We start from the raw sequence: 25,029 nt of genomic DNA on the forward strand, positions 1-25,029 counted from the left end.
CGCATGCAACTTCGATGGACGCTGCTCGCGCTGGCGGCAAGTTTACTCTGCGTCCCGGCCGCTTCGGGGCTTGCCGAATTCGGCATCGAAGGCATGGGTGTGGTCTCAACGCCGGCCAACGAGGCGCGCGCCACGCTGAGTCCGGACGGGCAACGCATCGTCTGGGCCAGCGACCGCGCCGGCGGTACCGGCGGCTGGGATCTGTGGCAGGCCCGGTTGAGCGGCGGGCGTTGGCAGAACGCCGAAGTGCTGCCGATCAACACCGCGCAGGACGAGACCTCCCCGCTGTTCAGTGCCGATGGCCGCTGGCTGCTGTTTGCCTCCACCCGGCCCGGCGGTACCGGCGGCGCGGACCTGTATCGCGCGCCGGTGGATGCGCAGGGCCGGATCGGCGCGGTGCAATCGCTGGGCGCGCCGATCAACAGCCGCGGCGACGAGCGTTCCCCGACGCTGTCGCTGGACGGCACGCGCCTGTTGTTCGCCAGCGACGGCCACGGCGGCACCGGCGGCATGGACCTGTTCGTGGCGCGCTGGGTCGGGCAGGCCTTTGCGGCGCCGGTGCCGTTGAGCGACATCAACAGCGCTGCCGACGAGCTGGATGCGGCCTGGCTCGGCGATGGACGGGGGCTGGTATGGGCACGCGGTCAACGGGACGGCCCCAGCCAGTTGGTGCTGGCGACCTGCAACAACGGCCATTACACCGTGGGCCAGGCGCTGCCGCTGTCGTTCAACGGGCCGCAGGAACGCACCTTCGGTGCGGTGGTGGACGCGGCCAAGCCGGGCGAGTTGCTGGTGACCGGCAGCGCGCGCGCACCGCGTGCGGGGCAGCTGGACATCTACCGGATGAAGGCACCGGCGGCGGAGGGAGATACGAGCTGCCGTTGAGGTGGCTGGATGTGCAGATTCAGGCAAGGAGCGGCCAGCCAGACTATGTCGCGTCGGTCTATGGCGAAGTGCTGATCCGGGCCCTTGGTGCAGGGCGGCTGATCAGCGATAGAAGGTCTCGCCCGGTGCGTTTTCACTGCCCGGCTGTTGATCTGAGACCTGGCTGCAGGGCAGCTCGGCTGCTGAGCTGCGGCTTTGCCGAGGGGCCCTTGCCCGCCCACCATCGCGGGACACGCCGTGAATCCGTCCATGGAGGCTCTTACGCGGCATCCATGCCGCGTAAGGTCCCGCGACGGTGAGCGGACAAGGACCAGTCGAGATGGCCGGTGTGCATGGTAAGAGCGGTGCTGGATGCGCCTCGTTCGATCATGAAGCATTGGCTCCCTGTCTATGCACGCCGCACGACAGACAACCTTTGAGATGAGCGCCGACCAACTCTCTGGTGCGGTGTCCTCGCCGGTTCCGGGACCGTGTGGCGGCGTGGATGCCGCCACCGAGCCCCAGGGACGGGTTTACGGCGTATCCCGCAAGTGGTGAGGCACCGCGCACTCGATTAGCCAGGCTTTTGACCGCATCCAACAGAAGCGGCCGATTAACTCTCCGGCTGCACTGCGATTCCTCCACGCCGTTCGCACCTGATTGACGCGCGCTCGCTATGGTTTGTCGGCACTCCAACGCCGCAATGCAGCGGTCATGACCTCGCTCAATAGACATCGCGCCGGTAACGCCCCGCCGCGGTCAGCGACTCCAGCCGCGTCTCGCCCAGCAGTTCGCGCAGCGCGGCATCGACCTCACGCGCCATGCTGTCCAGGCTGCCGCAGACATGGATCACCGCACCGCGGTCGATCCAGTGGCGCAAGGTGTCGCCGGCTTCGCGCAAGTGATGCTGCACGTAGCGCTTGTGCGCCTGGTCGCGCGAGAACACCTGATCGAGTTGCTGCAGGTGACCACGCGCCTGCCAGGCCTGCAGTTCGTCGGCAAACAGAGCATCGTGTGCGGCCTGCCGTTCGCCGAACAGCAGCCAGTGCCCGTGCACGCCGGCCAGCTCGGCCTCGCGCAGCAGGGCGCGCAAGCCGGCGATACCGGTGCCGTTGCCGATCAACACCATCGGCGCCTGTTCGACGCGATGGAAACCGGGATTGGTGCGCAGCCGCGCGCGTATCTGCATCCCGATGGGTGCGTGGCAGATCAGCCAGCCCGAGCCCAGGCCGGGGCTGCCGTCGGCGGCTGTGGTCAGGCGCACCACCGCGCTCGCCACGCCGTCGGCCGGCACGCTGGCCAGCGAGTAGTCGCGGGTCGGCAGCCAGGCGCAGGCATCCAGCCAGGTCTGTGGATCCGGATGCGGCGTTGGCGGGCGCGTGGGCGGCTCCGGCAGCACGCGCTCGGCGACGGCCTGCTGCAGCGGCAGCAGCTGCGCATCCACATGCACCAGCGCGTCGGGCGGCAGCCCCCAGGCGGCCAGGCACGCGCGGACGTGGGTGTAGGCATGCGCCGGCTGCACTTCGAGAATGTCGCCGGCCTGCCACTGCGTGCCGGATGGTGGCAGCAGATCGATCTGCCAGATCGGGGCGCCCTCGCTGCCCGGGTTCAGATGCGTGCGCGTCGACAACGTCCAGTGCAGCAGGGTCGGGCGCGCCAGCGGCACGGCCGGCACCGGCGCGCCGGCAATCTGCGCCAATTGCGCATGCCATTGCGCCAGGGCCTGCGGATCGGTGTTGTCCATCTCCACCGCCGGAAACAGCGGCTGCGCGCCCTGCGCCTGCAGCCACTGCTCGATGCGCCGCGAAAACCCGCAGAACTGCGCGTACTGGCGGTCGCCCAGGGCCAGCACGGCATAGGTCAGCTGCGACAGCGTCATGCGCTGGCGCAACAGCTCGCGCTCGAAGCTGCGCGCGGTATCGGGCGGCTCGCCATCGCCAAAGGTGCTGACCACGAACAAGGCATGCCGGGTGCCCTGCAGATGCTGCGCGCCGAGCTGCGCCAGCGAGCGCACCTGCACTGGCAGACCGGCGGCCTGCAGATGCCCGGCCGCCTGCCAGGCCAGCCGTTCGGCAAACCCGCTCTGGCTGGCGAACCCGATCAACCAGGGCTCGGCTTGCGAGGCCGCCGGCGCACCGTGCAGGACCTCGCGCGCGGCACGCAGCGCGCGCTTCTTGCGGCGGCGATCCAGATACAGCATCCAGCCGGTCACGAGGAACACCGACATGCCGACACTGGCCAGCATCACCACGATGCGGCCCGGCAGCCCGAAGAAACTGCCCGAATGCAGCGGGAACATGCTGACCAGCAGCTGTTGGCCACGCGGCAGCAGCGCATAGTCCTGGCGACGCAGCAACGCACCGCTGCCCGGCTCGATTTCCAGATTGTCGTAGGCGCGGTCGTGGTCGGGATGGTCGGGCAGGAAGCGCACGCTCAGCGGTTGACCCGCACGCGGCGGGATGCGCAGGTCCAATGCCGTGCTGTGCGTGGCCGGGATGGCATCCAGGGTGCGCTGCACGGCCGCGAAATTCACCGTGGCGGGGCGGTGATCGCGCCCGTCGCCGCGTATCGCCGGCTCGGTGCCGAGCAAGGCCACCATGCCGTCGCGGTACCACGGGTAGGACCAGGTCAGCCCGGTCAGCGCCACCAGCAGATATACCAGCAGGCACCAGGTGCCGAACACCGCGTGCAGGCTCCACAGAAAACTGCGCCCCTGCCGTCGCCATTCCACCGCCCACCAGGTACGCAGGCTCCACCAGCGTCGCGGCCAACGCAGATACAGGCCGGAGGCGCAGAAGAACAACAGGATCAGGGTACTTGCACCGGTCACTGCCTGGCCGCGCTTGCCGGCGGCCAGGTGGCGATGCAGATCCTCGATGAAGGCAAACGCGCCGCTCAACCGCGGAGCGGCGACCTTGTCGCCGGTATATGGGTCGAAATACACCCGGCCGCCCCCCTTGCCGGCCAGGCGTGCGGTGGACGGACGTTTGCCGGTCGGATCGATCAGCATGCGCGTGACTGCCTGCTGTTGATCCAGGTCGAGCCGACGCAGCAGCGCATCCACCGGCAATGGCCGCTCGCCTGCCGCATGCCGCTGCGCCAGCTGTGCGATCGCCGGGTTGGCTAACCGCACGATCTCGTTCTCGAAGGACATCAACGCGCCGGTCAGCCCCATTACCGACAGCACCAGCCCGGCCGTGATGCCGAGCAGCCAGTGCAGTTGGAACAGGACGGTCTTGAGCACGCGCGAACAGCCTGAAACAGTGGGGCCCGCTATTGTAGATGAGAATCGTTATCGCAGTTTGGCTGCGGATTTTCGGGATTCACGCCACTGACGCAACGCGATGCGGCGATGGGGATCACCCGATCATTGCCGCATTGCCGGTATCTGCCGGTCCTCTGCAATCACCGTGGTCAAGGCTGGCTGCACAGCACGACCCTCACTCATCCAGGCGCCTGCTGCGCTCTGCACGAAGCCCAGGCCGCGGAAGACCGCGGCCTGCGGAGTCAGTGCGTCTTCATCGCATCAAGCCAGACCTGCAAGCAGCGATTCCTTGCCTGCACGCCACCGCATCACCGCACTCAGCCTTCCCGCAACCAACGTGCCACCTGGGGGGCAAAATAGGTCAGCACGCCATCGGCACCGGCGCGCTTGAACGCCATCAGCGCTTCCAGCACGCAACGACGTTCGTCCAGCCAGCCATTGGCGGCCGCCGCCTTGAGCATCGCGTACTCGCCGCTGACCTGATAGGCGAAGGTGGGCACGCGGAATTCCTGCTTCACCCGCCGCACCACATCCAGATACGGCATGCCCGGCTTGACCATCACCATGTCGGCGCCCTCTTCCAGGTCCAGCGCGATCTCGCGCATCGCCTCGTCGCTGTTGGCCGGATCCATCTGATAGGTGGTCTTGTCGGCCTTGCCGAGATTGCCGGCGCTACCGACCGCATCGCGGAACGGACCGTAGAACGCCGAGGCGTACTTGGCCGAGTAGGCCATGATGCGCACGTTGAGATGGTCCTGCGCATCCAGCGCACGACGGATCGCACCGATGCGGCCATCCATCATGTCCGAGGGCGAGATGATGTCCACACCGGCTTCGGCGTGCGACAGCGATTGTCTGACCAGCGCCTCGACGGTGATCTCGTTGAGCACATAGCCCTTGGCGTCGATGAGGCCGTCCTGGCCGTGCGTGGTGTACGGGTCCAGCGCCACGTCGGTCATGATGCCGAGTTCGGGAAAGCGCGCTTTCAGCGCGCGTACCGCACGCTGTGCAAGGCCGTCCGGATTCCAGGCTTCGGCCGCGTCCAGGCTCTTGCCGGCCGGGTCGATCACCGGGAACAGGTCGATCACCGGAATGCCCAGTTCCAGGGCCGCTTCGGCTTCGCGCAGCAAGTCGTCCAGCGACAGACGCTCCACGCCCGGCATCGAGGCGATCGGCGCACGGCCGGACAATTCATGCACGAACACCGGCCAGATCAGGTCGTCGGTGGTCAGCGTGTTTTCGCGCATCAGGCGCCGCGAAAACGCATCGTGGCGCATGCGGCGGGGACGGTAATGGGGATGGGCCATCGTGGGCTCCTGTCGGCAGCCGGCAAGTTTACGCCCGCCATCCGCTGTCGGCCGCGCTGCGACGCAGTGTCGCAGCGCTGCAACGGACAGGAGCGCGCCGCGATTCATGCCAGCGTGATTCGCCGGGGCACACGGTCGGCTCGCCCCTTAGGGACCGCGTCCGGATGGCGGCGGTGTCACGCGGCGACCTTCTTCATCGCCAGCCGGTGCAAGGCGCTTCCGGCTCGCGCGACCTGCTTGGACGCCACCGCGCGCTAGATCACGCCGCCGCCCAGGCTCAGGCGGATCACCCCGACCACGATCACCAGGCCGTTGAGCAGCAGACCGGTCTTGGCACGCCCGCGATTGCCGGCCGAGGTGAACAGCAGCGCGATCGCCGCAATCAGCGCGCCCACCGCCGCAAACGGGATCAGGAACCAGTTGCCCCAGCCCAGCAACGGGATGAAGGCCAGCACCGTCCACAGCAGCGCCACGATGCCCCACAGCAGGCTGATCAATCCCACGTATCACCTCGACATCTTGAAGAATGGCCTCAGCTTAGCCCCGCGGCCGCCAAGACGCCGTGGGCAGATGGTCACCCTGACCAATGGCGACTTGGCGGTAGCCTCACGTGGGCACGGCTAGGGTGCGGCGAAGTCCGGCGCGATTCAGTCCGGGCGCCGGATCATCGTCATCACTGTCGTCAACAGGGGCCGCATCATGAACAAGCATGTCGTCATCGCCGCTGCGCTCGCCATGCTCCTGGCCGGTTGCGCCAGCAGTTCCAAGGTGATGCTGGGCCAGGCGCGCGCACCGATCGACCCGGCGCAGGTGCAGGTGTACTCCAATGCACCGGTCGGCTCGGTGGAGATCGCCCAGCTCGAATCCACCAGCGCCGCCGGCTTCGGCACCCAGGGCCAGACCGATTCGGCCGTGCAGCGCCTCAAGCGTGAGGCGGCCAAGCTCGGCGCCAATGGCGTGGTCATCGTCGGCGTGGGCTCGGAACGTTCCGGCGGCGGCCTGTCGGTGGGCGGCGGCAGCTACGGCGGCCGCGTCGGCGGCGGCCTGGGCATCGGCATCCCGACCACTCAGAAGCGCGCGGCCGGCATGGCGATCTGGGTGCCGGCGGGGGCGCAGCAGCGCGCGGCGCCAGAGGTGTCGCCTCCAATGCGCTGAGGCGAGCCTCAACGATTCGAAAGCATTTGCGAAGGCAGTGCTGCAACAGGGCGCGATAGTTGGCCGATTCAAGCTCCATCGTGCCCTGCTGCGTTACGCCGTCTTGAATTGCTTAGCGCTTGCCCTGCTGCGCAGGGATGAACTGCGTCTCCACCGCCTTGGCCAGCTGGTCCGGCGGCAGCAGACCCTGGTCGAGCAGGAAGTTGTTGAAGGCCAGGCGGTCGAACTTCTTGCCCAGGACCAGCTCGGTGCGCATGCGCAGTTCCAGGATGCGGGTGTAGCCGTAGAAATAGCTGCCGGCCTGGCCGGGGGCGCGGACGGTGTAGCGGTCCAGTTCCTGGCGGGTCATCGCCGGCGAGAGGCCGACATCATCCTCGAGCACCTGGCGTGCGCGTTCGCGGTCGATCAGGCCGAGGTTGAGCATCGGGTCGAGCATGGCGCGGGCGGCGCGCAGCAGGCGGAACTGCAGAGCGATCAGCTGACCGTCGAGTGGCTCGTACGGGACCATTTCGGCTTCGGCATACAGCGCCCAGCCTTCGACGTTGACCGAGTTGAACGCGAACAGGCTGCGCGCCAGCGACACGCCACGTTCGACCATGGCGGTGAACTGCAGCTCATGGCCGGGGCGGCCTTCGTGTGCGCTGAGCGTCCAGGCGGCCGAGCCGAAGTTGAAGTCGTCGTACTGCTCCTTCTTGGCACCATCGGCGGTCGGGTTGCCCAGCGGCAGCACGAACTGACCCTGCTGGCCGGTATTGCCGATCAGCGGGGCCGGCAGGAAGTGCGGTGCCGGTTGCGCAGCGCTTTCGGCCGCACTGCCCAGGCGCATCTGCATCGGGCGGTTGGGCACATCGACGATGCGCTGCTGGCGGATGATCGGGTCGATCTGGTCGATCACGCCGCGGTAGTGGGTTTCCAGCTGATCGTCGGCGATCTTGTTGCCCTTGAGCGCACGGATCACCTGCACGTAATCGCTGCCCTGCACGCCCTTGGCCTTGGCCACCAGCGGCGCCAGCTGACGCATCGCCGAGCGGGTTTCCATGAATTCCAGCTGCGCGCGCTGGATCAGCTGCTGCGGGGCGATGTCGATGCCGACCTGCTTGAGCTGGAAGGCATACAGCGGTTCGGGCAGGCGGGTGTCCTTGCGTGCCTTCGGCAGCACCGTGGTGCGGGTCCAGGTGGCGTACTCCTTCAACTGGGTGGACATCGCCTTGAGCGCTTCGTCGGCGCCGGCGATCTTGTACTTGGCGAACAACTCGCCGATGCCGGCGACGTAGGTGTCCACGTTGGCCAGCGCCTGCTCCACTTCGCGCTCGGTCGGCTGCAGCAGGGCCTTGTTGCCAAGCTGTTCCTCGTAGCGCTGGCGGGCCAGCGTGGTGGTCGGCGTCGTGCCCGGCACCAGGCCCACGTAACGCTTGAGGCGATCCAGCGCCTTGGCGCGGCGCTCGGGCAGGGTCTGGTCGGACAGCAATCCATTGAGGCCGCTGAAGACCAGCTGCGGCGCGTCGCTCCACGGCAGCAGGTAGCGCTCGTTGAGCTGGCTGCCTTCGATGTTCTGTTCGGCCGCCGCAATCATGATCTGCAGGTCCTGGCGCACGTTGACGTCGCGCTCGGTCGCCAGCTTGGCCTGCAACGCGGTGCGCGCCTTGCTCATCGCATCGCGGTAGCGCGCGGCGTTGTTCGGCCCCAGGTCGATGACCTGGTCGTCGTAGCCGGGCACGCCGAAGAAGCTGGCGTATTCGGGCTGGAACGGCGCCTGCGCGTTCAGCAGGATCTGCGCGTGGCCGTTGCTGGTCTGCACCCAGGCCGGCGTGGCAGGCTGGGCCTGCCCGGGCTGAGCGGTCTGTGCCTGCAATGGCAGCGAAGCACCGAGCGCCAGCGCAACGGCGAGAACAAGTGGTTTCATGGGGTGGATCCGCAAGTTGAGTAGCGCGACCCTACCCATCCGCAGCGGCTGCGGCAATGCGCCTTAGGTCATGGTCGCAGGAGTGCGGCGGCGCTTGCGGACCCGTTACCAGGCTGCAGACGTTGGCGATTGCAGCTTGCCAGGCGCTGCAGCCGGAACCGGCGGCAGCGATGACATGACAACGTCCTTGCAGGCCAGGTATTGGCGCACGACTGCAGATGACCTCGGCGGTGAGCAACACCACGGCGCGGCCAACATCGCCGCGGGGCCGCGGCGGCGGCCGCTGTACCACTGCAGTGGCCGCGTCCCCTGCAGCCGGCCGCCGGCCGCTCAGGGCATCAGGCAGCGCTGGATGAAGGCCTCCGCGGTCTTGTAGCGATGCAAGGCGGTGCTGCCGGACAACCCATGCTTGGCACCGGGATAGGTCATCAATTCGAAGGCGGTGCCGCGCGCCTGCAACGCGCTCATCAGCGCGGTGGAGTTGGTGAACAGCACGTTGTCGTCGGCCATGCCGTGGATCAGCAGCAGCCTGGCGCGCAGGCCGTCCAGATGGGTGGCGATGCGCGCGTCGCGGTAACCGTCGGCGTTGCTGGCCGGCAGGTCCATGTAACGCTCGGTGTAGTGGGTGTCGTACAGCCCCCAATCGGTGACCGGCGCGCCGGCCACGCCACAGGCGTAGGCCTCGCTGTGCCTGGCCAGCAGCATCAGCGTCATGTAGCCGCCGTTGGACCAGCCCTGCACGCCGATACGGGCCGGATCGACCCAGCGCTGCGCCTTGAGCCAGGCCACACCCTGCAGCTGATCGTCCACTTCGACACTGCCCTGCCTGCCGTACAGCGCACCACCGAAGGCGCGGCCACGCCGCGGCGTGCCGCGGTTGTCCAGCGAGAACACCACATAGCCGCGCTGGGCGAGGTACTGGTCGAACAGCGCATCGCCACGGCTCGGCCAGGCATCGAGCACGGTCTGCGCGGCAGGGCCGCCATACACGTACACCATCACCGGATAGCGCCTGGCCGGGTCGAAGTTGTCCGGCTTGATCAGGCGATACTGCAGCGGCGTGGTGCCGTCGGCAGCGGTGAGCGTGCCGAATTCCACCGGGCGCTGCGCGTCGCGGTATCTGGCGTAAGGGTGCTGCGGATCGGCCAGGTCGTTCTTCAGCAGCGTGGCGATTTTTTCGCCATTGGCGCGGAACAGCTCGATCTGCGGCGGCGTGGTGGTGTTGGACCAGCTATCGACATACACGCTGGCATTGCCGGCGAAACTGGCCGCGTGCGTGCCGCGGGGCATCGAACGTTTTTCGATCGCACCGCCGGCCAGCGGCACCGCATAGATGTGGGTCTGGGTCGGCGATTCCTTGCTGGCGGAAAAATACACCGTGCCGGCGTGCTCGTCGACGGCGAGCAACGCATCGACCACCCAGTCGCCGGAGGTCAGCGGGGTGAGCGTGCGCCCGTCTTCCGATGCCACATACAGATGTGCGTAGCCGCTGCGCTCGGAGTTCCAGACAAAACGGCCGTCCTTGAGAAAGCGCAGATCGTTGTGGAGCGGCACCCAGGTCGGCGAGGTCTCGGTGACCAGCACGCGCTGCTTGCCGCTGGCCAGCGTGGTTTCGATCAACGCAAGGGTTTTTTGGTCGCGCGACTGGCGCTGGAAGGTCAGCCGCTGCGCATCGCGCCAGTCCACCCGCGCCAGGTAGATGTCCAGGTTCTTGCCCAGGTCGATCCACTGTGGCTTGGCTGTAGCACGCGGGGCGATCACGCCGAGCTGCACGGCCACATTGGGCTGGCCTGCCTGCGGATAGCGCTGGTCGATCACCTCGGTGTGGTCGGCGTAGACCTCCGGGCGCTTCTGGATCGGCACAGCCGATTCGTCGATGCGCGCGAAGGCGATCGCCGAATCATCCGGTGCCCACCAGTAGCCGGTGTGGCGATCCATTTCCTCGTCGGCGACGAACTCGGCCACACCATTGCCGATGGTCTCGCTGCCGTCGCGGGTCAGTTGCAGCTGTTTGCCGCTGGCCAGGTCGATCACCCACAGGTTGCGCGCGCGCACGAAACTGACGAAGCCGCCCTTGGGCGAGAGCTTGGCATCGGTGGCGAAGCCTTCGCCATGGGTGAGCTGGCGCACTGCGGCGCTGCCGGTCTTGCGCAGGTCGTACAGATACAGCTCGCCGCCGAGCGGAAACAGCAACGCGTGCGCGTCCGGCGCCCATTGGTAATCGACGATGCCGGCGAAGGCGGCGATGCGTTGGCGCTCACGGCGGGCCTTTTCCACATCGCTGAGCGTCTCGGTGCCAGGCAACACGAGCTTGGAGTCAACCAGCAGGCGGGTCTGGCCGCTGGCGATGTCGTACTCCCACAGATCCAGTTGATTGCGGTCGCTGTCCTTGCCGCGCAGGAAGCTCACGCGCGAGCCGTCGGGGGCGACCTTGGGTTTCATCAGCGTCGGGCCGGACAACGGCAACGGGCCGGTGATGGCATCGAGGGTGAGCTTTTCGGCGTGGGCGGTGGGGAGCGTGCTGAGCATGAGGGCAAGGGCGGCGAACAGGGCGCGCATCGAAGATCCTGTCTTGAGATAGCACACAGGATGCGGGCGCGTGGGGTGTTTGAGAAGCGCGGCGATGGTGCGTGCGCGCGATGAGGGGCTGTGTGTGGTTGCGCGCATGTGCGGCAGCGTGGTTCTGGAGTCGTCCTCGCCCTGCCTTGCGCGGCAAAGGTGCGATGGCCCGATGGTCGCAGTTGGCGCGCTGCGGAGGGTGCATGCACATTTCGTGCTGCGCAGGTTCCGGGGAGCGGTGGGTCTGGCTCCACTTGCGTACCCTCACCCCAACCCCTCTCCCGGGGGGAGAGGGGCTCAAGGCGCCGGGTGTGTCGCACGCAGTTGATGCACGCGCATGCCGCTGCTAACTCCTGATGCTGCTTGCCGTTGCTGCCTGCTGTTATTGCTGCGCAGTTGCACCAGTCGCCGCTATCGCCGCATGGGCTGTTACGCAACCGCGCCTGCCGCTTTGCTTCAGCGCTTGCCGAACAGGTGCCTGCGTTCTTCCTCGCCCAGTGGCTTGCCGGCGTTGGGGTTGACCTGTTCCTTGAGCGCGTAGGCGCGCTGGGTGGCCGGACGCGCGGAGATGGCGTCGTGCCAGCGCTTGAGATGCGGGAAGTCGGCGTAATCGGGGCGGATGTCGGCGTAGACCTCGATCCACGGATAGCTGGCCATGTCGGCGATGCCGTACTCGGGGCCGGCCAGGAACGCGGAGGCGGCCAGGCGCTTGTCGAGCACGCCATGCAGGCGGCGCACTTCGGCGTTGTAGCGCTCGATCGCGTAGGGAATCTTTTCCGGCGCATAGACGTTGAAGTGGCCCATCTGGCCGCTCATCGGCCCCAGCCCGCCCATCTGCCAGAACAACCATTCCAGCGCGGCGATGCGGCCACGCGCATCGCGCGGCAGGAAGCGGCTGGTCTTCTCGGCCAGGTACAGCAGGATGGCGCCGGATTCGAACACGCTCTGCGCGGGACCGCCGTCAGCCGGTGCGTGGTCAACGATCGCCGGCATCTTGTTGTTGGGCGAAATCTGCAGGAAGGCCGGCTCGAACTGCTCGCCCTTGCCGATGTTGACCGGCTTGAGCGTGTAGTCCAGCCCGGCTTCTTCCAGGAACAAGGTGACCTTGTGGCCGTTGGGGGTGGGCCAGTAGTACAGGTCGATCATCGTGCGCTCCAGTTCGGCAGGTGGTGGCACGCAGGCGCGCGCCTCGACGACCGATGGTACGACCAAGCCCGCGACCTGCGCATGCGCTCGCCGTGGTGCTGACTGGAACGATGTGTGACGCGATTGCTCGCGGCCGATGCTGCAGTGCAAGTTGACTTGGTTAAGGCGGCGCTCACAAATGCACGACTGTTTCATCGACCTTCGCCTGTCCCGCCTGGGGCCGGCTTATCTTCACTTGGGGAAGAATCATTGTGAGAGAGCCACGCACCCTGCCGCGCACGCGGCGTCTGACGTCTGCCCTGCTGTTTGCCTTGTCGACGCCGCTGGCCGCGCAGACCGCACCGCCGCCGCAGTCCGCGTCCACCGTTCCGGGCGCAAGCCAGGCCGATCCGGCCACGCTCGATGCGGTGCAGGTCACCGGTATCCGCGGCAGCCTCACCTCGTCGATGAACGTCAAGCGCGATGCGCAGGGCATCGTCGACGGCATCGTGGCCGAGGACATCGGCAAGTTCCCCGATACCAATCTGGCCGAGTCGCTGCAACGCATCAGCGGCGTGTCGATCGACCGCTCGCTGGGCGAAGGCTCGCGCGTCACCGTGCGCGGCGTCGGCCCGGACTTCAACCTGGTGCTGCTGAACGGCCGCCAGATGCCGGGCGCCAGCATCGAGGAATCCAACGCCTCCAACTCGCGTGCGTTCGACTTCGCCAACCTGGCGTCGGAGTCGATCTCCGGCATCGAGGTGTTCAAGACCAGCCGCGCCAGCACGCCCACCGGCGGCATCGGTGCGACCATCAACATCAAGACCAGCCGGCCGCTGGACAACCCGGGCCTGCATGCCAATGTCGGCCTCAAGGGCGTGCACGACAGCTCCAACGAGAACCTGCCCGGACGTCTGCAGGGCGACTCACTGACCCCGGAAATCTCCGGCATCTTCAGCAACACCTCGGCCGATGGACGCTTTGGCGTGTCGCTGAGCGGCAGCTACCAGGAACGCGACTTCGGCTATAGCCAGGTCGGCGTGCCCAACGGCTGGCGCTCGTTCCGCGGCGATGCCACCGCCTACGGCACCATCCCGCAGCCGGGCGCGCCCGGCTCGGAGAACATCGTCAACCGCCCCGGCCCCAACGATATCTATTCGGTGCCGCAGAACCTCAACTACCGCGTGGTCGGCGTCGAGCGCCAGCGCACCAACGGCCAGTTGACGCTACAGTACAAGCCGCTGGACAACGTCACCACGACGCTGGATTACACCTATTCGGAAAACAAGATCCAGCAGCAGCGCAACGAGATGTCGGTGTGGTTCAACTATGGGCCGTCGGCCAGCGCCTGGACCAATGGCCCGGTCGCCGGGCCGGTGAGCTATTCGGAAATCGTCAATCCGGCCACCAGCGATCTGGCCACCGCCGGCTCCAATGCGGCCACGCGCAACCAGAACAAATCGCTGGGTTTCAACGTGGATTGGGCGGTGAACGACCAGTTCAAGCTCAACTTCGACATCCACCGCTCTACCGCAGAAGCCGGTGCGGACAGCCCGTTCGGCTCCAGCAATTCGCTGGGCGTGTCCGGCTTTTACCGCGGCACCTCGGTGGTGGATTTCAGCAAGGATTTCCCGGTGTTGCAGCAGCAGTTGGGCTTTGGCCTGACCGGGCTGGATCCGTCGCGCACCTTGGTCACCGGCTCGGCCTTCCGCAACAGCTATATGAAGTCGGAGATCGACCAGGCCCAGGTCAACGGCGACTTCACCTTCGAAAACTATTCGCAGTTGAAGTTCGGTATTGGCAGCACCGAGGTCAAGAACCGCTCGGCATTCTCCAACGTGCAGCGCGACACCTGGGGTGGTGCCGGCACCGCGGCCGATTATCCGGACGATCTGTGGATCCCCAGTTCGTTTGCGCAGTACTTCGATGCGATCGACGGCAGCGGCAATCCGGCACAGTTCAACCAGCTGTTCCTGTTCGACTTCGAACGCGCCCGCCAGGCCGCCGCGCAGGTGGCCGGCGACGACGCGCTGTACCGCACCTCGCCGGTGTTCACCACCGACCGCCGCGTGACCGAAAAATCCAAGAACGCCTACCTGCAGTGGAACAACAGCTGGGACGATCTGCGCGTGCCGATCAGCCTGGCCGCCGGTGTGCGCTACGAAGAAACAAAGGTGGACGCACAGGCGCTGGTGCCGGTGGCGGTGGGCATCGACTGGGTCGCCAACAACGAGTTGCCGATCCGCCTGGCCGACTCGGCATTTGCCAGCGGCAGCGGCAAGTACGAGTACTGGCTGCCCAGCCTGGACCTGAGCTTCAAGCTCACCGAGGATCTGGTGCTGCGCGGCAGCTACGGCGAAACCATCGGCCGGCCCGGCTGGGGCGATATCCAGGGCGGGCAGACGCTCAACCAGATCGCGCGCCTGGAAGGCGGCACCGGCCAGGAAGGCAATCCCGGCCTCAAGCCGCTGCTCTCGCACAACATCGACCTGTCGCTGGAGTGGTACTACAGCGATGCCAGCTACGCCTCGGTGGGCTTCTTCCGCAAGAACATCGACAACTACATCGGCGTGACCACGCGCAACGATGCCTCGCTGGGCCTGAACACGCCGGTGGGCGGTGCGTACTGGAACGAAGCGCTGGGCAACGGCTGCGCCTCGGCCGACCTGACCTGCATCCGCAACTACATCTTCCGCAACCGCGGCGGTGCGCCGGGTGTGGTGCGCGGGACGGACGACTCCAATGGCAATGCCACCGGTGTGATCAGCGGGCAACCGGGCGATCCGGTGGCCAACTTCGCCATCACTGCGCCGGCCAACCAGCGCTCGGCCTCGCTGGACGGCTGGGAATTCAACCTGCAGCACATGTTCGGCGACAGCGGCTTCGGCGTGTCGGCCAACTACACCATGGTCGACTCCGGCCTGACCTACAACAACTACGTGATCGGCGAGCAGTTCGCGCTGGAAGGGCTGAGCGATTCGGCCAACGTGGTCGGCTTCTACGATCGGGACAAGTGGCAGGTGCGTGCGGCCTACAACTGGCGCGACGAGTTCCTGGCCGCACGCTTCGACGGCAGCGGCCAGCCCAACCCGGTCTACACCGAAGCCTATGGCCAGCTGGATCTGAGCATCGGCTACCAGTGGACCGAGAACCTGTCGCTGAGCCTGGAGGCGATCAACCTCACCGACGAGGTGCAGCGCCAGCACGGCCGTCACCCCAACCAGATCATCTACGCCACCCAGACCGGCCCGCGCTACATGCTGGGCGTGCGCTACAAGTTCTGGTGATCTGAGTGAGGTACCGAGCGTCCCGGCAGCGCGCCTGCCGGGACGCCCGCACCGCCTTTCCGCGCGCTGGCCGCAGTTGCTGCATCCGGCACTTGCCACGCGGAGGGGAACTGTCCAAGCATGGGCCACGCGCCCCGCGTGATCTGCCTGCCCCCATGACCAATGCCGTGTTGTTGAACAACCTCGATCACCGCGATCTGCGCGTGATCACCGCGCACGGCGCCGCCTTCGGCGATGACGTGATGTCGGCTGCGACCTTTCCGCAGGAATTCCGCCAACTCCAGGCGCAATACCCGATCGTGTTCCATCGCAGCGGCGAGCGCAGTTTTCAGCCGCTGGCGTTGCTGGGCCTGCGCCTGGGCGAGAACCTGTTCCTGGACGGTGCGCGTTGGGATGCGCCGTACGTGCCGCTGGCGATCCAGCGGCAACCGTTTCTGATCGGCGAGCAGGCGGACGGACCGATGGTGCACGTGGACCTGGACAGCCCGCGCATCAGCCGCAGCGAAGGCGAGGTGCTGTTTCGCGAACATGGCGGTACCACCGAATTTCTCGACCACATCAGCCAGGTATTGCGCACCTTGCACGATGGCCTGGCGGCCAGTGAGGCGTTCGTCGCACGCTTGCTGGGCTACGACCTGCTCGAACCGTTCGTGTTCGAGGCCACGCTGCAGAACGGCCTGGAATGCCGTCTGACCGGGCTCTACGCCGTGCACGAAGAACGCCTGCGCGCGCTCGACGATGCCGCACTGCTCGATCTGCACCGGCATGGCGATCTGGAACCGCTGTACATGGCGGTGGCCTCGATCGCGCAGTTCCGCCACCTGCTCGACCGCCTGCAGCGCCGCCATGCTGGTTGAGCCGCGCGCCATCGAAGAGCGACACGGGCTGGACCCGCAGCAGCTGGATCCGGCCATGCTGCGCTCCACCACGCCGCTGGTCTTGCGCGCGCTGGTGCGCGACTGGCCGCTGGCGCAGGCCGGCGCGAGCTCTGCGCAGGCGGCCGCCGCCTACCTGCGCGGCTTCGATCGCGGCGAGGCGGTGGTGGCGCAGGTCGGCCCGCCGGAGATCGATGGGCGCTTCTTCTACAACGCGGACATGAGTGGCTTCAATTTCCGCCCCGAACGGGTGCCATTGAACGTGGTGCTGGAGACCTTGCTGCGCGATCTGCACAACCCGCAGCCACCGGCGATCTATGTCGGCTCCACCACGCTGGACACCTATTTGCCCGGCCTGCGCGCGCACAACCCGATCGCGCTGCCGCAGCGCGAGCCGCTGGCCAGCATCTGGATCGGCAACCGCACCCGCATCGCCGCCCACCAGGACCTGCCCGACAACCTGGCCTGCGTGGTCGCCGGGCGGCGCCGCTTCACGCTGTTTCCGCCGCAGCAACTGGCCAACCTGTATATCGGCCCGCTCGATCTCACCCCGGCCGGGCAGCCGGTCAGCCTGGTCGACATCGCCGCGCCGGACCTGCAGCGCTTTCCACGCTATGCGCAGGCGCTGGAACACGCGCTGGTGGCCGAGCTGGAACCGGGCGATGCACTGTTCATTCCCAGCATGTGGTGGCATCACGTCCAGGCGCTGACGCCGTTCAACGTGCTGGTGAATTTCTGGTGGCGGCAGAGCCCGGCCTACATGGACTCGCCGATGAACGCGCTGATGCTGGCGCTGCTCACCATGCGCGACCTGCCAGCGGAACAACGCGCCATCTGGCAGGACGTGTTCGACCATTACGTGTTCGATGCCGACGAGGACACCGCCGCACACGTGCCGGAGTCTGCGCGCGGCGTGCTGGCGCCGATGGACGAGGCCCGTGCCCGCAGCCTGCGCGCGCGCTTGCTGCAACGCCTGAATCGCTGAGGATCTGACGCCATGACCGACACCGCTCCTTCCGATCCCCAACAGCGCCCGGTACGCCGCGTCGTCATCGCCGGTGGTGGCACCGCCGGCTGGATGGCCGCCGCCGCGTTGTCCAAGGTGCTGGGCCGGCACCTGCAGATCACCCTGGTGGAATCGGACGAGATCGGCACGGTGGGCGTGGGCGAAGCCACCATCCCCAGCCTGGTCACCTTCCATCGCCTGCTGGAGATCGACGAGGCCGCGTTCATGGCCGCCACCCAGGCCACCATCAAGCTCGGCATCGGCTTCGAGCATTGGCGCGATGCCGACCGGCACTACATCCATTCCTTCGGCCATACCGGCACCGATCACTGGAGTGCCGGCTTCCAGCATTTCTGGTTGAAGGGCCGGCAGCGTGGCGTGGCACGCGACTTCGGCGACTATTGCCTGGAGCTGCGCGCCGCGCAGGAGGGCCGCTTCGCCCACCTGCCCAACGGCGGCATGAATTACGCCTATCACCTGGATGCCGGACTCTATGCGCGTTTCCTGCGCCGCTTCAGCGAAGGCTTCGGCGTGCAGCGCATCGAAGGCCGCATCGGCAGCGTGGAGACCGACGCGCACAGCGGCTATCTCACCGCGCTGACGCTGGACAGCGGCATGCGGGTGGAAGGCGATCTGTTCCTGGATTGCACCGGCTTTGCCGGCCTGCTGATCGGCAAGACGCTGGGCGTGGCCACGGACGACTGGTCGCAGTGGCTGTTTGCCGACAGCGCGCTGGCGGTGCAGACCGAATCGGTCGGCGCGCCGGTGGCGTACACCCGCTCGCGTGCCGATCAGGCGGGCTGGATGTGGCGTATCCCGCTGCAGCACCGGGTCGGCAACGGCATCGTGTATTCCAGCCGCTACATGGACCAGGACAGCGCCGCGCAGGTGCTGCAGCGCAATCTCAGCGGCCGCGCACTGAGCCAGCCGCGGGCACTGCGCTTTACGCCTAATCAGCGGCATCGGGTGTGGGAAAAGAACTGCGTGGCGCTGGGGCTGGCCAGCGGCTTTCTGGAGCCGCTGGAATCGACCAATATCCATCTGATCCAGCGCGGCATCATCCGGTTGATGCAGACCTTTCCGCAGGTCATCAACGATGTCGACATCGCCGAATACAACCGCCAGGCCGCCGCCGAAATCACCCATATCCGCGATTTCGTGATCCTGCATTACCACGCCACCGACCGCCGCGACACGCCGTTCTGGCGCGATTGCGCGGCGATGGACATCCCCGACACGCTGCGCCATCGGGTGGAGTTGTTCCGCCAGAGCGGGCGGGTGTTCCACCAGGCCAACGAGCTGTTTGCGGAAAATTCCTGGGTGCAGGTGATGCTGGGCCAGGGCATCACGCCGAAGCAGCATCACCCGGTGGCCGACCTGATGGGTGATGCCGAGCTCCGTCATTTTCTGGAGACCATCCGCACGCGTGTCGATGCTGCCTTGCTGCGGCTGCCGGCGCATGCGGACTTCCTGCGGCGCTATTGCCCGGCACCGCTGCCCGAGCCGGCAACGCGGCTGCCGACCGACACGGCGCTGGTCACCGGGGCGGAATGAATTTCGCGCCCGGCAGGCGCCCCCCTTGGCTTAGACCGCCCCAGCAATGCTAGATTGCCGCTTTGCCAGCCATTGCGGGAACAATGGCCGGCGCTCGCCGCAGCATCTTTTTGCAATCGGGGTAAGGGGAACGCATGTTGGATCTGACACAGGGCCGTATGGCACGCCGGATCGCGCCGGTCATTTTGTTGGTCGGCCTGGCCGCCTGCTCCAGGCAGGACGACAAGGCCGCCACCACCGCGCCTGCCACCGGCGCCACGCCTGCGGCACCAGCCGCCGCGCCAACGCCGGCCACGGCGGTGTCGCCGCAGGTGCAATCGATGGCTGCCGACCAGTTGCGCGCCTCGGCCACCAAGGCCTTGCAGGACAACCGCATGTACGCCCCGGCCGGCGACAACGCGGTGGAGTACTACCTGGCCCTGCGTGAGAAGCAGCCGCAGGACGCCACCGTCAACAGCGCGCTGACCGACCTGCTGCCGTACACGCTGATCGCCGCCGAACAGGGCATCAGCCGCGAAGAATTCCCCGAGGCGCAGCGCCTGATTGCGCTGATCGAAAAGGTGGACCCGAAGGCACCGGCACTGCCGCGCCTGAAGAGTGGCCTGGACACCGGCATGAAGACCGCCGCCAGCCGCTCCGAGCAGGATGCCGAGCAGGCCAAGAAGCTGGTCGAGGACAAGGCCAAGCAGGCGGCCGAGCAGAAGCGTCTGGCTGAGCAGCAGACCCGCGAGGCGGCCGCTGCGCAGCAGATCGCCGCGCAACAGGAAGCCGCCCGCCAGCAGAGCGCCGAGGCCGAACGCCAGGCCGCAGCGCGCCGTCAGGCCGAGACTCCGGCGCCTGCGCCGACCCCGGCGGCCCCGCGCCCGGCGCCGGCAACTGCCGCAGCTGCACCGGCCGCGCAGTCGCTGCGCCCGATCAGCACCCCGGCACCGCGTTACCCACCCGAAGCGCTGCGCGCCGGCACCTCCGGCGAAGTGCTGGTGGAGATCACCGTCGGCACCGATGGCTCGATCACCGCCTCGCGCGTGCTGCGCGCCACCCCGCCGCGCGTGTTCGACCGCGAAGCGCTCAATGCGGTCAAGCGCTGGCGTTTCGAACCGGTGGCTGCACCGGTGACCACGCGGCGCACGCTGTCGTTCAACCCGGGGGGTTGAGTGGGGCGTTGGGCGATCAGGTAGTTCTACATGCGGCTGAGTGAGTGAGTCCGTTGATTGCTTGGTCGTTGATTCCTTGATTGCTTGGTCGTTGATTGGTTGATTGGTTGATTGGTTGATTAGTTGATTGGTTGATTGTTGGCTCATGGCTCATGGCTCATGGCTGCCGATGATCGATGCACTGCACTCCCGGCGGATGTCGGGCACCAAACAAAAAGCCCGCAGCGATGCGGGCGTTTTGTTTCCTGGTGCTACGTACCCTCATCCGCCCTTCGGGCACCTTCTCCCAAGGGGAGAAGGAACTGCTAGCCCCTTTCGTGAGAGGTGTTGGGTGAGGGTACGGCGACCGAATCGACGTCACGCACTGCGCAGACAACAACACCGTTCAATCAATCAACGTCAACATCGACATGCGTCACCGCGCATTCGTACCGGCAATTTGCACCGTCCTCCGGCGCTGTGCGCCACCGTCTCCCGGCAGGAGAAGGGCATCAGCCGGAAATCGCCAGCCGTTCCTGGTGATAGCGCCTTACCGCCGCGTACCACAGCAGCGCGGCCAGGCCAAAGCCCGCCAGCAGATACACCGCCCAGGTCTGGGCGTCGATCTGCTCGTGGCGGATCACCTTGAGCAGCATCTGGTTCTGCGCCAGGAACGGCACCGCGAAATGCCACAACTGCGTCTTCAACGGATACGCCATCAGCGCATAGCCGGGCAGCATCGGCAGCAGCAACAGCCAGGTCATATGCGCCTGCGCTTCCTTCATGCTCTTGGCGGCGGCGGCCAGATAGGTCAGCAGCGAGGTGCCGATAAACAGCATCGGCACCAGGATGAACAGCATCTGCAGCATCGGCACGACGCCGACATTGAGCTGGCGGCCCAGGTTCGACGTGGACAGCTGCGCGCTCACCTTGAAGGCCAGCAAGGTCAGCAGCAACGACAGCATGCCGATCACGCAGGCGGCGGCGATCTTGCCGCTGACGATCGCGCTGCGCGGCGCCGGCGTGGCCAGCAGGGGTTCCAGCGACTGGCGTTCGCGCTCGCCGGCGGTGGCATCCAGGATCAGCGAGGCGCCGCCCAGGAACGAGGTGATCACCAGCAGCACCGGCAGCAGCATCGCCATCATCTGCCCGCGCTTGGCTTCGGCGGTGGCCAGATCCTGCGCGGCGATTTCCAGCGGCCTGCCCACCTGCGCATCGATGCCGCGCGCCAGCAGGCGCAGTGCACCGACCTGCTGGCTATAGCTGCCGAGCGCGGCCTGCAGGCGCAGGCTCGGCACGTCGGCCTCGCGCCGCGTGCTGTCCTTGATGACCTCCACCAATGCCGGGCGCCCGGCGCGCCAGTCGTCGGCGTAGCTGGCGCTGATGCGCAGTGCCACATCCACATCCTGGTTGCGGATTGCGGCGGTCAGATCGGCCGGCGCATCGACCGCGTTGAGCCCCTGCGCGGCCAGGAACCGCACCAGATTGGGCGCGTTCTCGCGGCCGAGCATGGGAATTTCCAACGGCTTGTCGATCTGGGTACGCACACGGCTTTCGCTCAGTGCCCCCATACCCAGGATCAGGATCGGATACAGCAATGGCGACAGCAGCAAGGCCAGTGCCAGCGTGCGGCGATCGCGACCGATGTCGCGCAGTTCCTTGCGCAGCACCGTCCACAGCGTGGACAACAACGATGTGGTGCTCATGCGTGCAGTCCCTCGTCCGAGCCGATCGCCTTGACGAAGGCGTCTTCCAGATTGTCCTCCCCGGTGGCGGCGCGCAGTTCGTCGGCGCTGCCGCAGGCCACTACCGTGCCCTTGGCAACGATGACGATGCGGTCGCACAGCGCCGCCACCTCCTGCATGATGTGGCTGGAAAAGATCACGCAGCGGCCCTCGGCCCGCAGTTGCTGCAGAAAGCCGCGCATGGCGCGCGTGGTCATCACATCCAGCCCGTTGGTGGGCTCGTCGAGGATGACGTTGCGCGGGTCGTGCACCAGCGCGCGTGCAATCGCGGTCTTGGTGCGCTGGCCCTGGCTGAACCCTTCGGTCTGGCGATCGAGAATGTCGTCCATGTCCAGCGCCGCCGACAGCAGGCGCGTGCGCTCGGCGATGCGCGTGCGCGACATCCCGTGCAGCTCACCGAAGTAGGCGATGTTCTCGCGCGCGGTCAGCCGCTTGTAGACGCCGCGCGCATCCGGCAACACGCCCAGCGCGCGGCGCACGGTCACCGGGTCGCGGGTGGCATCCACGCCATCGACGATGACGCTGCCCTGGTCGGGCGACATCAGCGTGTAGAGCATGCGCAAGGTGGTGGTCTTGCCGGCACCGTTGGGGCCGAGCAGGCCGGTGATCTGGCCATCGGCGGCGCTGAAACTGACCCCATCGACCGCCTTCACCGGCCCGGTCTTGGTCTTGAACGCTTTGTGCAGGTTGTCGACGACGATCATGCGTGCGCCTCCGTGGCGTGGTCGGTACGGCTCATGGTTCCCATCCGTTGAACGAGGTAAACGCGGGCACGTTGTTGAGACTGGCCACGCACTGCGCATCCAGTGCCTTGGCATTGGCGGTCTGCAGGAACTGTCCCAGCACCTTGGGCATGCAGCCGAGGCGAAAGACGCCATGGCCCTGCCCCGGCGCCACCAGGTGGCGGCCATTGGGCAAGCCCTGCAGTACACGTTCGGCATAGCGCGGCGGCGTCACCGGATCCAGCTCGCCCGACAGCAACAACACCGGCAGGTTGGACTTGAACGGCGCGGCATCGGCAGCCGGGGCCGGCTTGGTCGGCCAGGCCGTGCAGGGCGCGAAGAACATCTGCGCCACGTCCGCCCCCAGCAAGGTCCCGTCCTTGGCGGCTGGCGGGGTATAGCGTCCGGCGTCCTCGCTGCACAGCACCGACCACTGCATCGGGCGATTCATCTGATCGGACATATCCGATGCGCTCATCTGCGCCAAGGCCATCAACGAGGCGTAACGGCCCGCCGCCGCCTCGTCCAGCACCAGCGGCAGCAACGAGGCGGTTTCCGGCGCATACGAAAACCCGAATGCCAGGCCGACCACGGTATCGGCCGTCACCTGCTCGTGGTGCAGTTCACCGGTGCGCGGATCGCGGTAATCCACTGCAACCGGCGCCTGCCGCAGGCGCTCCACCACCTGCCGCAGCTGCGTGCGCGTGTCCACCGGAAAGCGCTTGGCGCAGGCGGGTTCCTTGCGACATTGGCTGGCCTGCAACGCGATCGCATCTTCGAACGTCCGCGCGAATTCGCCGCCGATCACCAGATCGTTTGGCGCAACGCCATCGATCACCAGGGTGCGTGTGTGTTGCGGATAGCGCGCCGCATAGTGCTGTGCCACTCGGGTACCGTAGGAGCCGCCGATCAGGTTGAGCGTCTGCACGCCCAGTGCGGCGCGCACCGCATCCAGATCGCCAATGGCCTCGCTGGTGGTGAAATAGCGCGGATCGGCATCGTTGCGTAGCCCCTGTGCACACTGGCGCGCATAATCGGTCAGTTGCTCGGCGGTGGCGGCGCTGCTGTTTTCCAGCATGAGCGGCTTGCCTGCGGCATCGCGGCACTCCAGCGGATGCGAACCGCCGGTCCCGCGCTGGTCGACCAGGAAGATGTCGCGCTGCTTGCGGACTTCGTGCAGCCCCATCTCCACGATCGCGGCGACCTGCGTGGCCGATTGCCCCGGCCCACCGGCGATGAAGAACACCGGGTCCGGCGTGCTGCCGGCGCCAGCATCGCTTTCCAGCCAGGCGATCTTCAGGTCGATGCTGCGCCCTGTCGGCGCGGCCGGGTTTTCCGGCACCCGCAGGCTGGCGCACTGCGCTTCGATATTGCCGGCCGCGCTGCCGGAACTCAGCGTGCACGGTGCAAAGTGCAATGCGCCGTAGCGATTGCCGGCGGCGGTGCCGGTCTGCGCCGTTGCAGCACGCGGCCGCACGCTGCCGGGCGCGGCCGGCACAGCCTTGGTCGCGCCAGCTGCGTTTTCAGCCGGCTGGTCCGCCCGCTGACATCCGCTCGCCAGCAGCGCGAGCAGCAGCGCTGCCACCAGTGTGGGTTGCTTGACCATGATCACCATCTCTCCTGATATCCCTGTCCCCTGACACCGCAGCCGGTCGGGTGTGACCGCCGCGACTACTGCCCGTCCTCGTAAAGAAAGACGTGCTCGATCGATTCCCCGAACAAGCGCGCGATGCGAAACGCCAATGGCAGGCTGGGATCGTACTTGCCGGTCTCCAGTGCATTGATGGTCTGCCGCGACACACCCAACCGCTCGCCCAGCTCGCCTTGCGACCAGCCACTGGCCTCGCGCAGTTCGCGCACGCGACTATTCATTGAAACCGTCGTGCGTTGATGCTTTTGGTGACGCCGTAGATGGCGCACAACATCGGAAACACCCACAACATCGCCACCGTCGCGGGAATGTCGATCAGCTTGGCGGCCTGCAGAAAGCCGCCGGTCATGTACGCGCTGCTGAGCAGGCCGGCGGCAATGGCGATGGACTCCAGCTCGATGCGTCGCTGCATCTCGTCCGAGTCGCGCACGTAGCGCGCCACCGCGCGGATCACCAGGGCGACCAGCACCGCCGGCAACAAGGCGATCAGCACGCGCGCCCAGCCCGGATCCACGCGGGCAAGCACATGGTTCCAGAACAGCATCACCACCACATACATCCCCATCGGCACGCCGAACTCGCGGTGATAGCGTCGCGCCAGGACCGGCCGCGTGCTGTCGCGCAGGCTGCCACGCGACAGCCAGAGCAGCAGCGACAGCAACAGGCACGACACGCCCCCGCCCACGCACAGCCCGGCAAGGTAGGCGCTCAGCGGCAGCAGCCGCCAATGCCCGAGCACCCCCACGGCAAGCAGGCCCGCACCCAGGCAGAGCGCCATCAGCGCGTTGCGATTGCAGCCGGTCATGCGCCGTGCCGCGCAGGTGTCGATGCAGGCAGTGGCAGGCCAGCGCTGCGGATTCCGACTCCGCCGCGCAGCA

18 protein-coding genes are annotated in these 25,029 nt (G+C 67.0%); 7 read left to right on the plus strand and 11 right to left on the minus strand.

The annotated features are described in order from the left end of the window. Positions 1–3: 3 nt before the first annotated feature. Positions 4–885 (plus strand): PD40 domain-containing protein, encoded by an 882-nt coding sequence (locus tag EO174_RS04125; protein WP_126942450.1) that lies wholly within the window; start codon positions 4–6, stop codon positions 883–885. Positions 886–1,588: 703 nt separating this feature from the next. Here EO174_RS04125 and EO174_RS04135 read toward each other — a convergent pair. The 3 genes from EO174_RS04135 to EO174_RS04145 all read right to left on the minus strand — a co-directional run bounded on the left by EO174_RS04135 (position 1,589) and on the right by EO174_RS04145 (position 5,933). Beyond that, positions 1,589–4,108: a sulfite reductase flavoprotein subunit alpha gene (locus tag EO174_RS04135; RefSeq protein ID WP_126942453.1), complete on the minus strand. Its 2,520-nt coding sequence runs from the start codon at positions 4,106–4,108 to the stop codon at positions 1,589–1,591. Between the two features lie 338 nt (positions 4,109–4,446). Further along, complete coding sequence (hemB, locus tag EO174_RS04140) at positions 4,447–5,436, minus strand: porphobilinogen synthase (protein ID WP_104584204.1); 990 nt, start codon at positions 5,434–5,436, stop codon at positions 4,447–4,449. A gap of 254 nt (positions 5,437–5,690) precedes the next feature. Then, positions 5,691–5,933 (minus strand): hypothetical protein, encoded by a 243-nt coding sequence (locus tag EO174_RS04145; RefSeq protein WP_206515038.1) that lies wholly within the window; start codon positions 5,931–5,933, stop codon positions 5,691–5,693. Positions 5,934–6,135: 202 nt separating this feature from the next. Between EO174_RS04145 and EO174_RS04150 the strand changes: the two genes are divergently transcribed. Next, a complete protein-coding gene (locus tag EO174_RS04150) occupies positions 6,136–6,591 on the plus strand; it encodes a hypothetical protein (RefSeq protein WP_126942456.1) in 456 nt (151 codons plus the stop codon). Positions 6,592–6,703: 112 nt separating this feature from the next. Here EO174_RS04150 and EO174_RS04155 read toward each other — a convergent pair whose 3' ends face one another. The 3 genes from EO174_RS04155 to EO174_RS04165 all read right to left on the minus strand — a co-directional run bounded on the left by EO174_RS04155 (position 6,704) and on the right by EO174_RS04165 (position 12,199). Continuing rightward, positions 6,704–8,494: a DUF885 domain-containing protein gene (locus EO174_RS04155; RefSeq protein WP_164740078.1), complete on the minus strand. Its 1,791-nt coding sequence runs from the start codon at positions 8,492–8,494 to the stop codon at positions 6,704–6,706. A 330-nt stretch (positions 8,495–8,824) separates the two neighbouring features. Continuing rightward, the gene (locus tag EO174_RS04160) at positions 8,825–11,053 is read right to left on the minus strand and encodes a S9 family peptidase (protein ID WP_164740079.1); all 2,229 of its coding nucleotides are present in this window, start codon (positions 11,051–11,053) and stop codon (positions 8,825–8,827) included. 456 nt (positions 11,054–11,509) lie between these two features. Then, positions 11,510–12,199: a glutathione binding-like protein gene (locus tag EO174_RS04165; RefSeq protein WP_104584198.1), complete on the minus strand. Its 690-nt coding sequence runs from the start codon at positions 12,197–12,199 to the stop codon at positions 11,510–11,512. A gap of 251 nt (positions 12,200–12,450) precedes the next feature. Here EO174_RS04165 and EO174_RS04170 point away from each other — a divergent pair, with 251 nt between their 5' ends. From EO174_RS04170 to EO174_RS04190, 5 genes are all read left to right on the plus strand, one after another. After that, positions 12,451–15,465 carry a TonB-dependent receptor gene (locus tag EO174_RS04170; protein ID WP_126942462.1) on the plus strand — a complete coding sequence of 1,005 codons (3,015 nt, stop codon included), beginning with the start codon at positions 12,451–12,453 and terminating at the stop codon, positions 15,463–15,465. Between the two features lie 155 nt (positions 15,466–15,620). Next, entirely contained in the window at positions 15,621–16,322 is a 702-nt protein-coding gene (locus tag EO174_RS04175; protein ID WP_164740080.1) for a SapC family protein, read from the plus strand. Continuing rightward, positions 16,312–17,325 (plus strand): cupin-like domain-containing protein, encoded by a 1,014-nt coding sequence (locus EO174_RS04180; protein WP_126942465.1) that lies wholly within the window; start codon positions 16,312–16,314, stop codon positions 17,323–17,325. The genes EO174_RS04175 and EO174_RS04180 overlap by 11 nt, the downstream gene beginning before the upstream one ends. A 12-nt stretch (positions 17,326–17,337) precedes the next feature. Then, positions 17,338–18,900 carry a tryptophan halogenase family protein gene (locus EO174_RS04185; protein WP_126942468.1) on the plus strand — a complete coding sequence of 521 codons (1,563 nt, stop codon included), beginning with the start codon at positions 17,338–17,340 and terminating at the stop codon, positions 18,898–18,900. Between the two features lie 134 nt (positions 18,901–19,034). Beyond that, positions 19,035–20,054, plus strand: a complete 1,020-nt coding sequence (locus EO174_RS04190; RefSeq protein WP_126942471.1) for an energy transducer TonB — start codon at positions 19,035–19,037, stop codon at positions 20,052–20,054. Positions 20,055–20,545: 491 nt separating this feature from the next. Here the strand turns inward: EO174_RS04190 and EO174_RS04195 are convergent, their stop codons facing one another. Genes EO174_RS04195 through EO174_RS04215 form a run of 5 tightly spaced genes read right to left on the minus strand, consistent with a single transcriptional unit; the run spans position 20,546 to position 24,956 of the window. After that, entirely contained in the window at positions 20,546–21,739 is a 1,194-nt protein-coding gene (locus EO174_RS04195; RefSeq protein ID WP_115678033.1) for an ABC transporter permease, read from the minus strand. Further along, a complete protein-coding gene (locus EO174_RS04200) occupies positions 21,736–22,482 on the minus strand; it encodes an ATP-binding cassette domain-containing protein (RefSeq protein ID WP_126942474.1) in 747 nt (248 codons plus the stop codon). The genes EO174_RS04195 and EO174_RS04200 overlap by 4 nt, the downstream gene beginning before the upstream one ends. 31 nt (positions 22,483–22,513) lie before the next feature. Continuing rightward, a complete protein-coding gene (locus tag EO174_RS04205; RefSeq protein WP_164740081.1) occupies positions 22,514–24,112 on the minus strand; it encodes an alpha/beta hydrolase in 1,599 nt (532 codons plus the stop codon). A 59-nt stretch (positions 24,113–24,171) separates the two neighbouring features. Further along, a complete protein-coding gene (locus EO174_RS04210) occupies positions 24,172–24,372 on the minus strand; it encodes a helix-turn-helix transcriptional regulator (RefSeq protein ID WP_016903655.1) in 201 nt (66 codons plus the stop codon). Continuing rightward, on the minus strand, positions 24,369–24,956 hold the full coding sequence (locus EO174_RS04215; protein WP_104584182.1) for a hypothetical protein: 588 nt from the start codon (positions 24,954–24,956) through the stop codon (positions 24,369–24,371). The genes EO174_RS04210 and EO174_RS04215 overlap by 4 nt, the downstream gene beginning before the upstream one ends. Positions 24,957–25,029: the final 73 nt, after the last annotated feature.

It is taken from the genome of Xanthomonas sp. BRIP62418 (assembly GCF_003993495.1).
Taxonomy (GTDB): domain Bacteria; phylum Pseudomonadota; class Gammaproteobacteria; order Xanthomonadales; family Xanthomonadaceae; genus Xanthomonas; species Xanthomonas euroxanthea.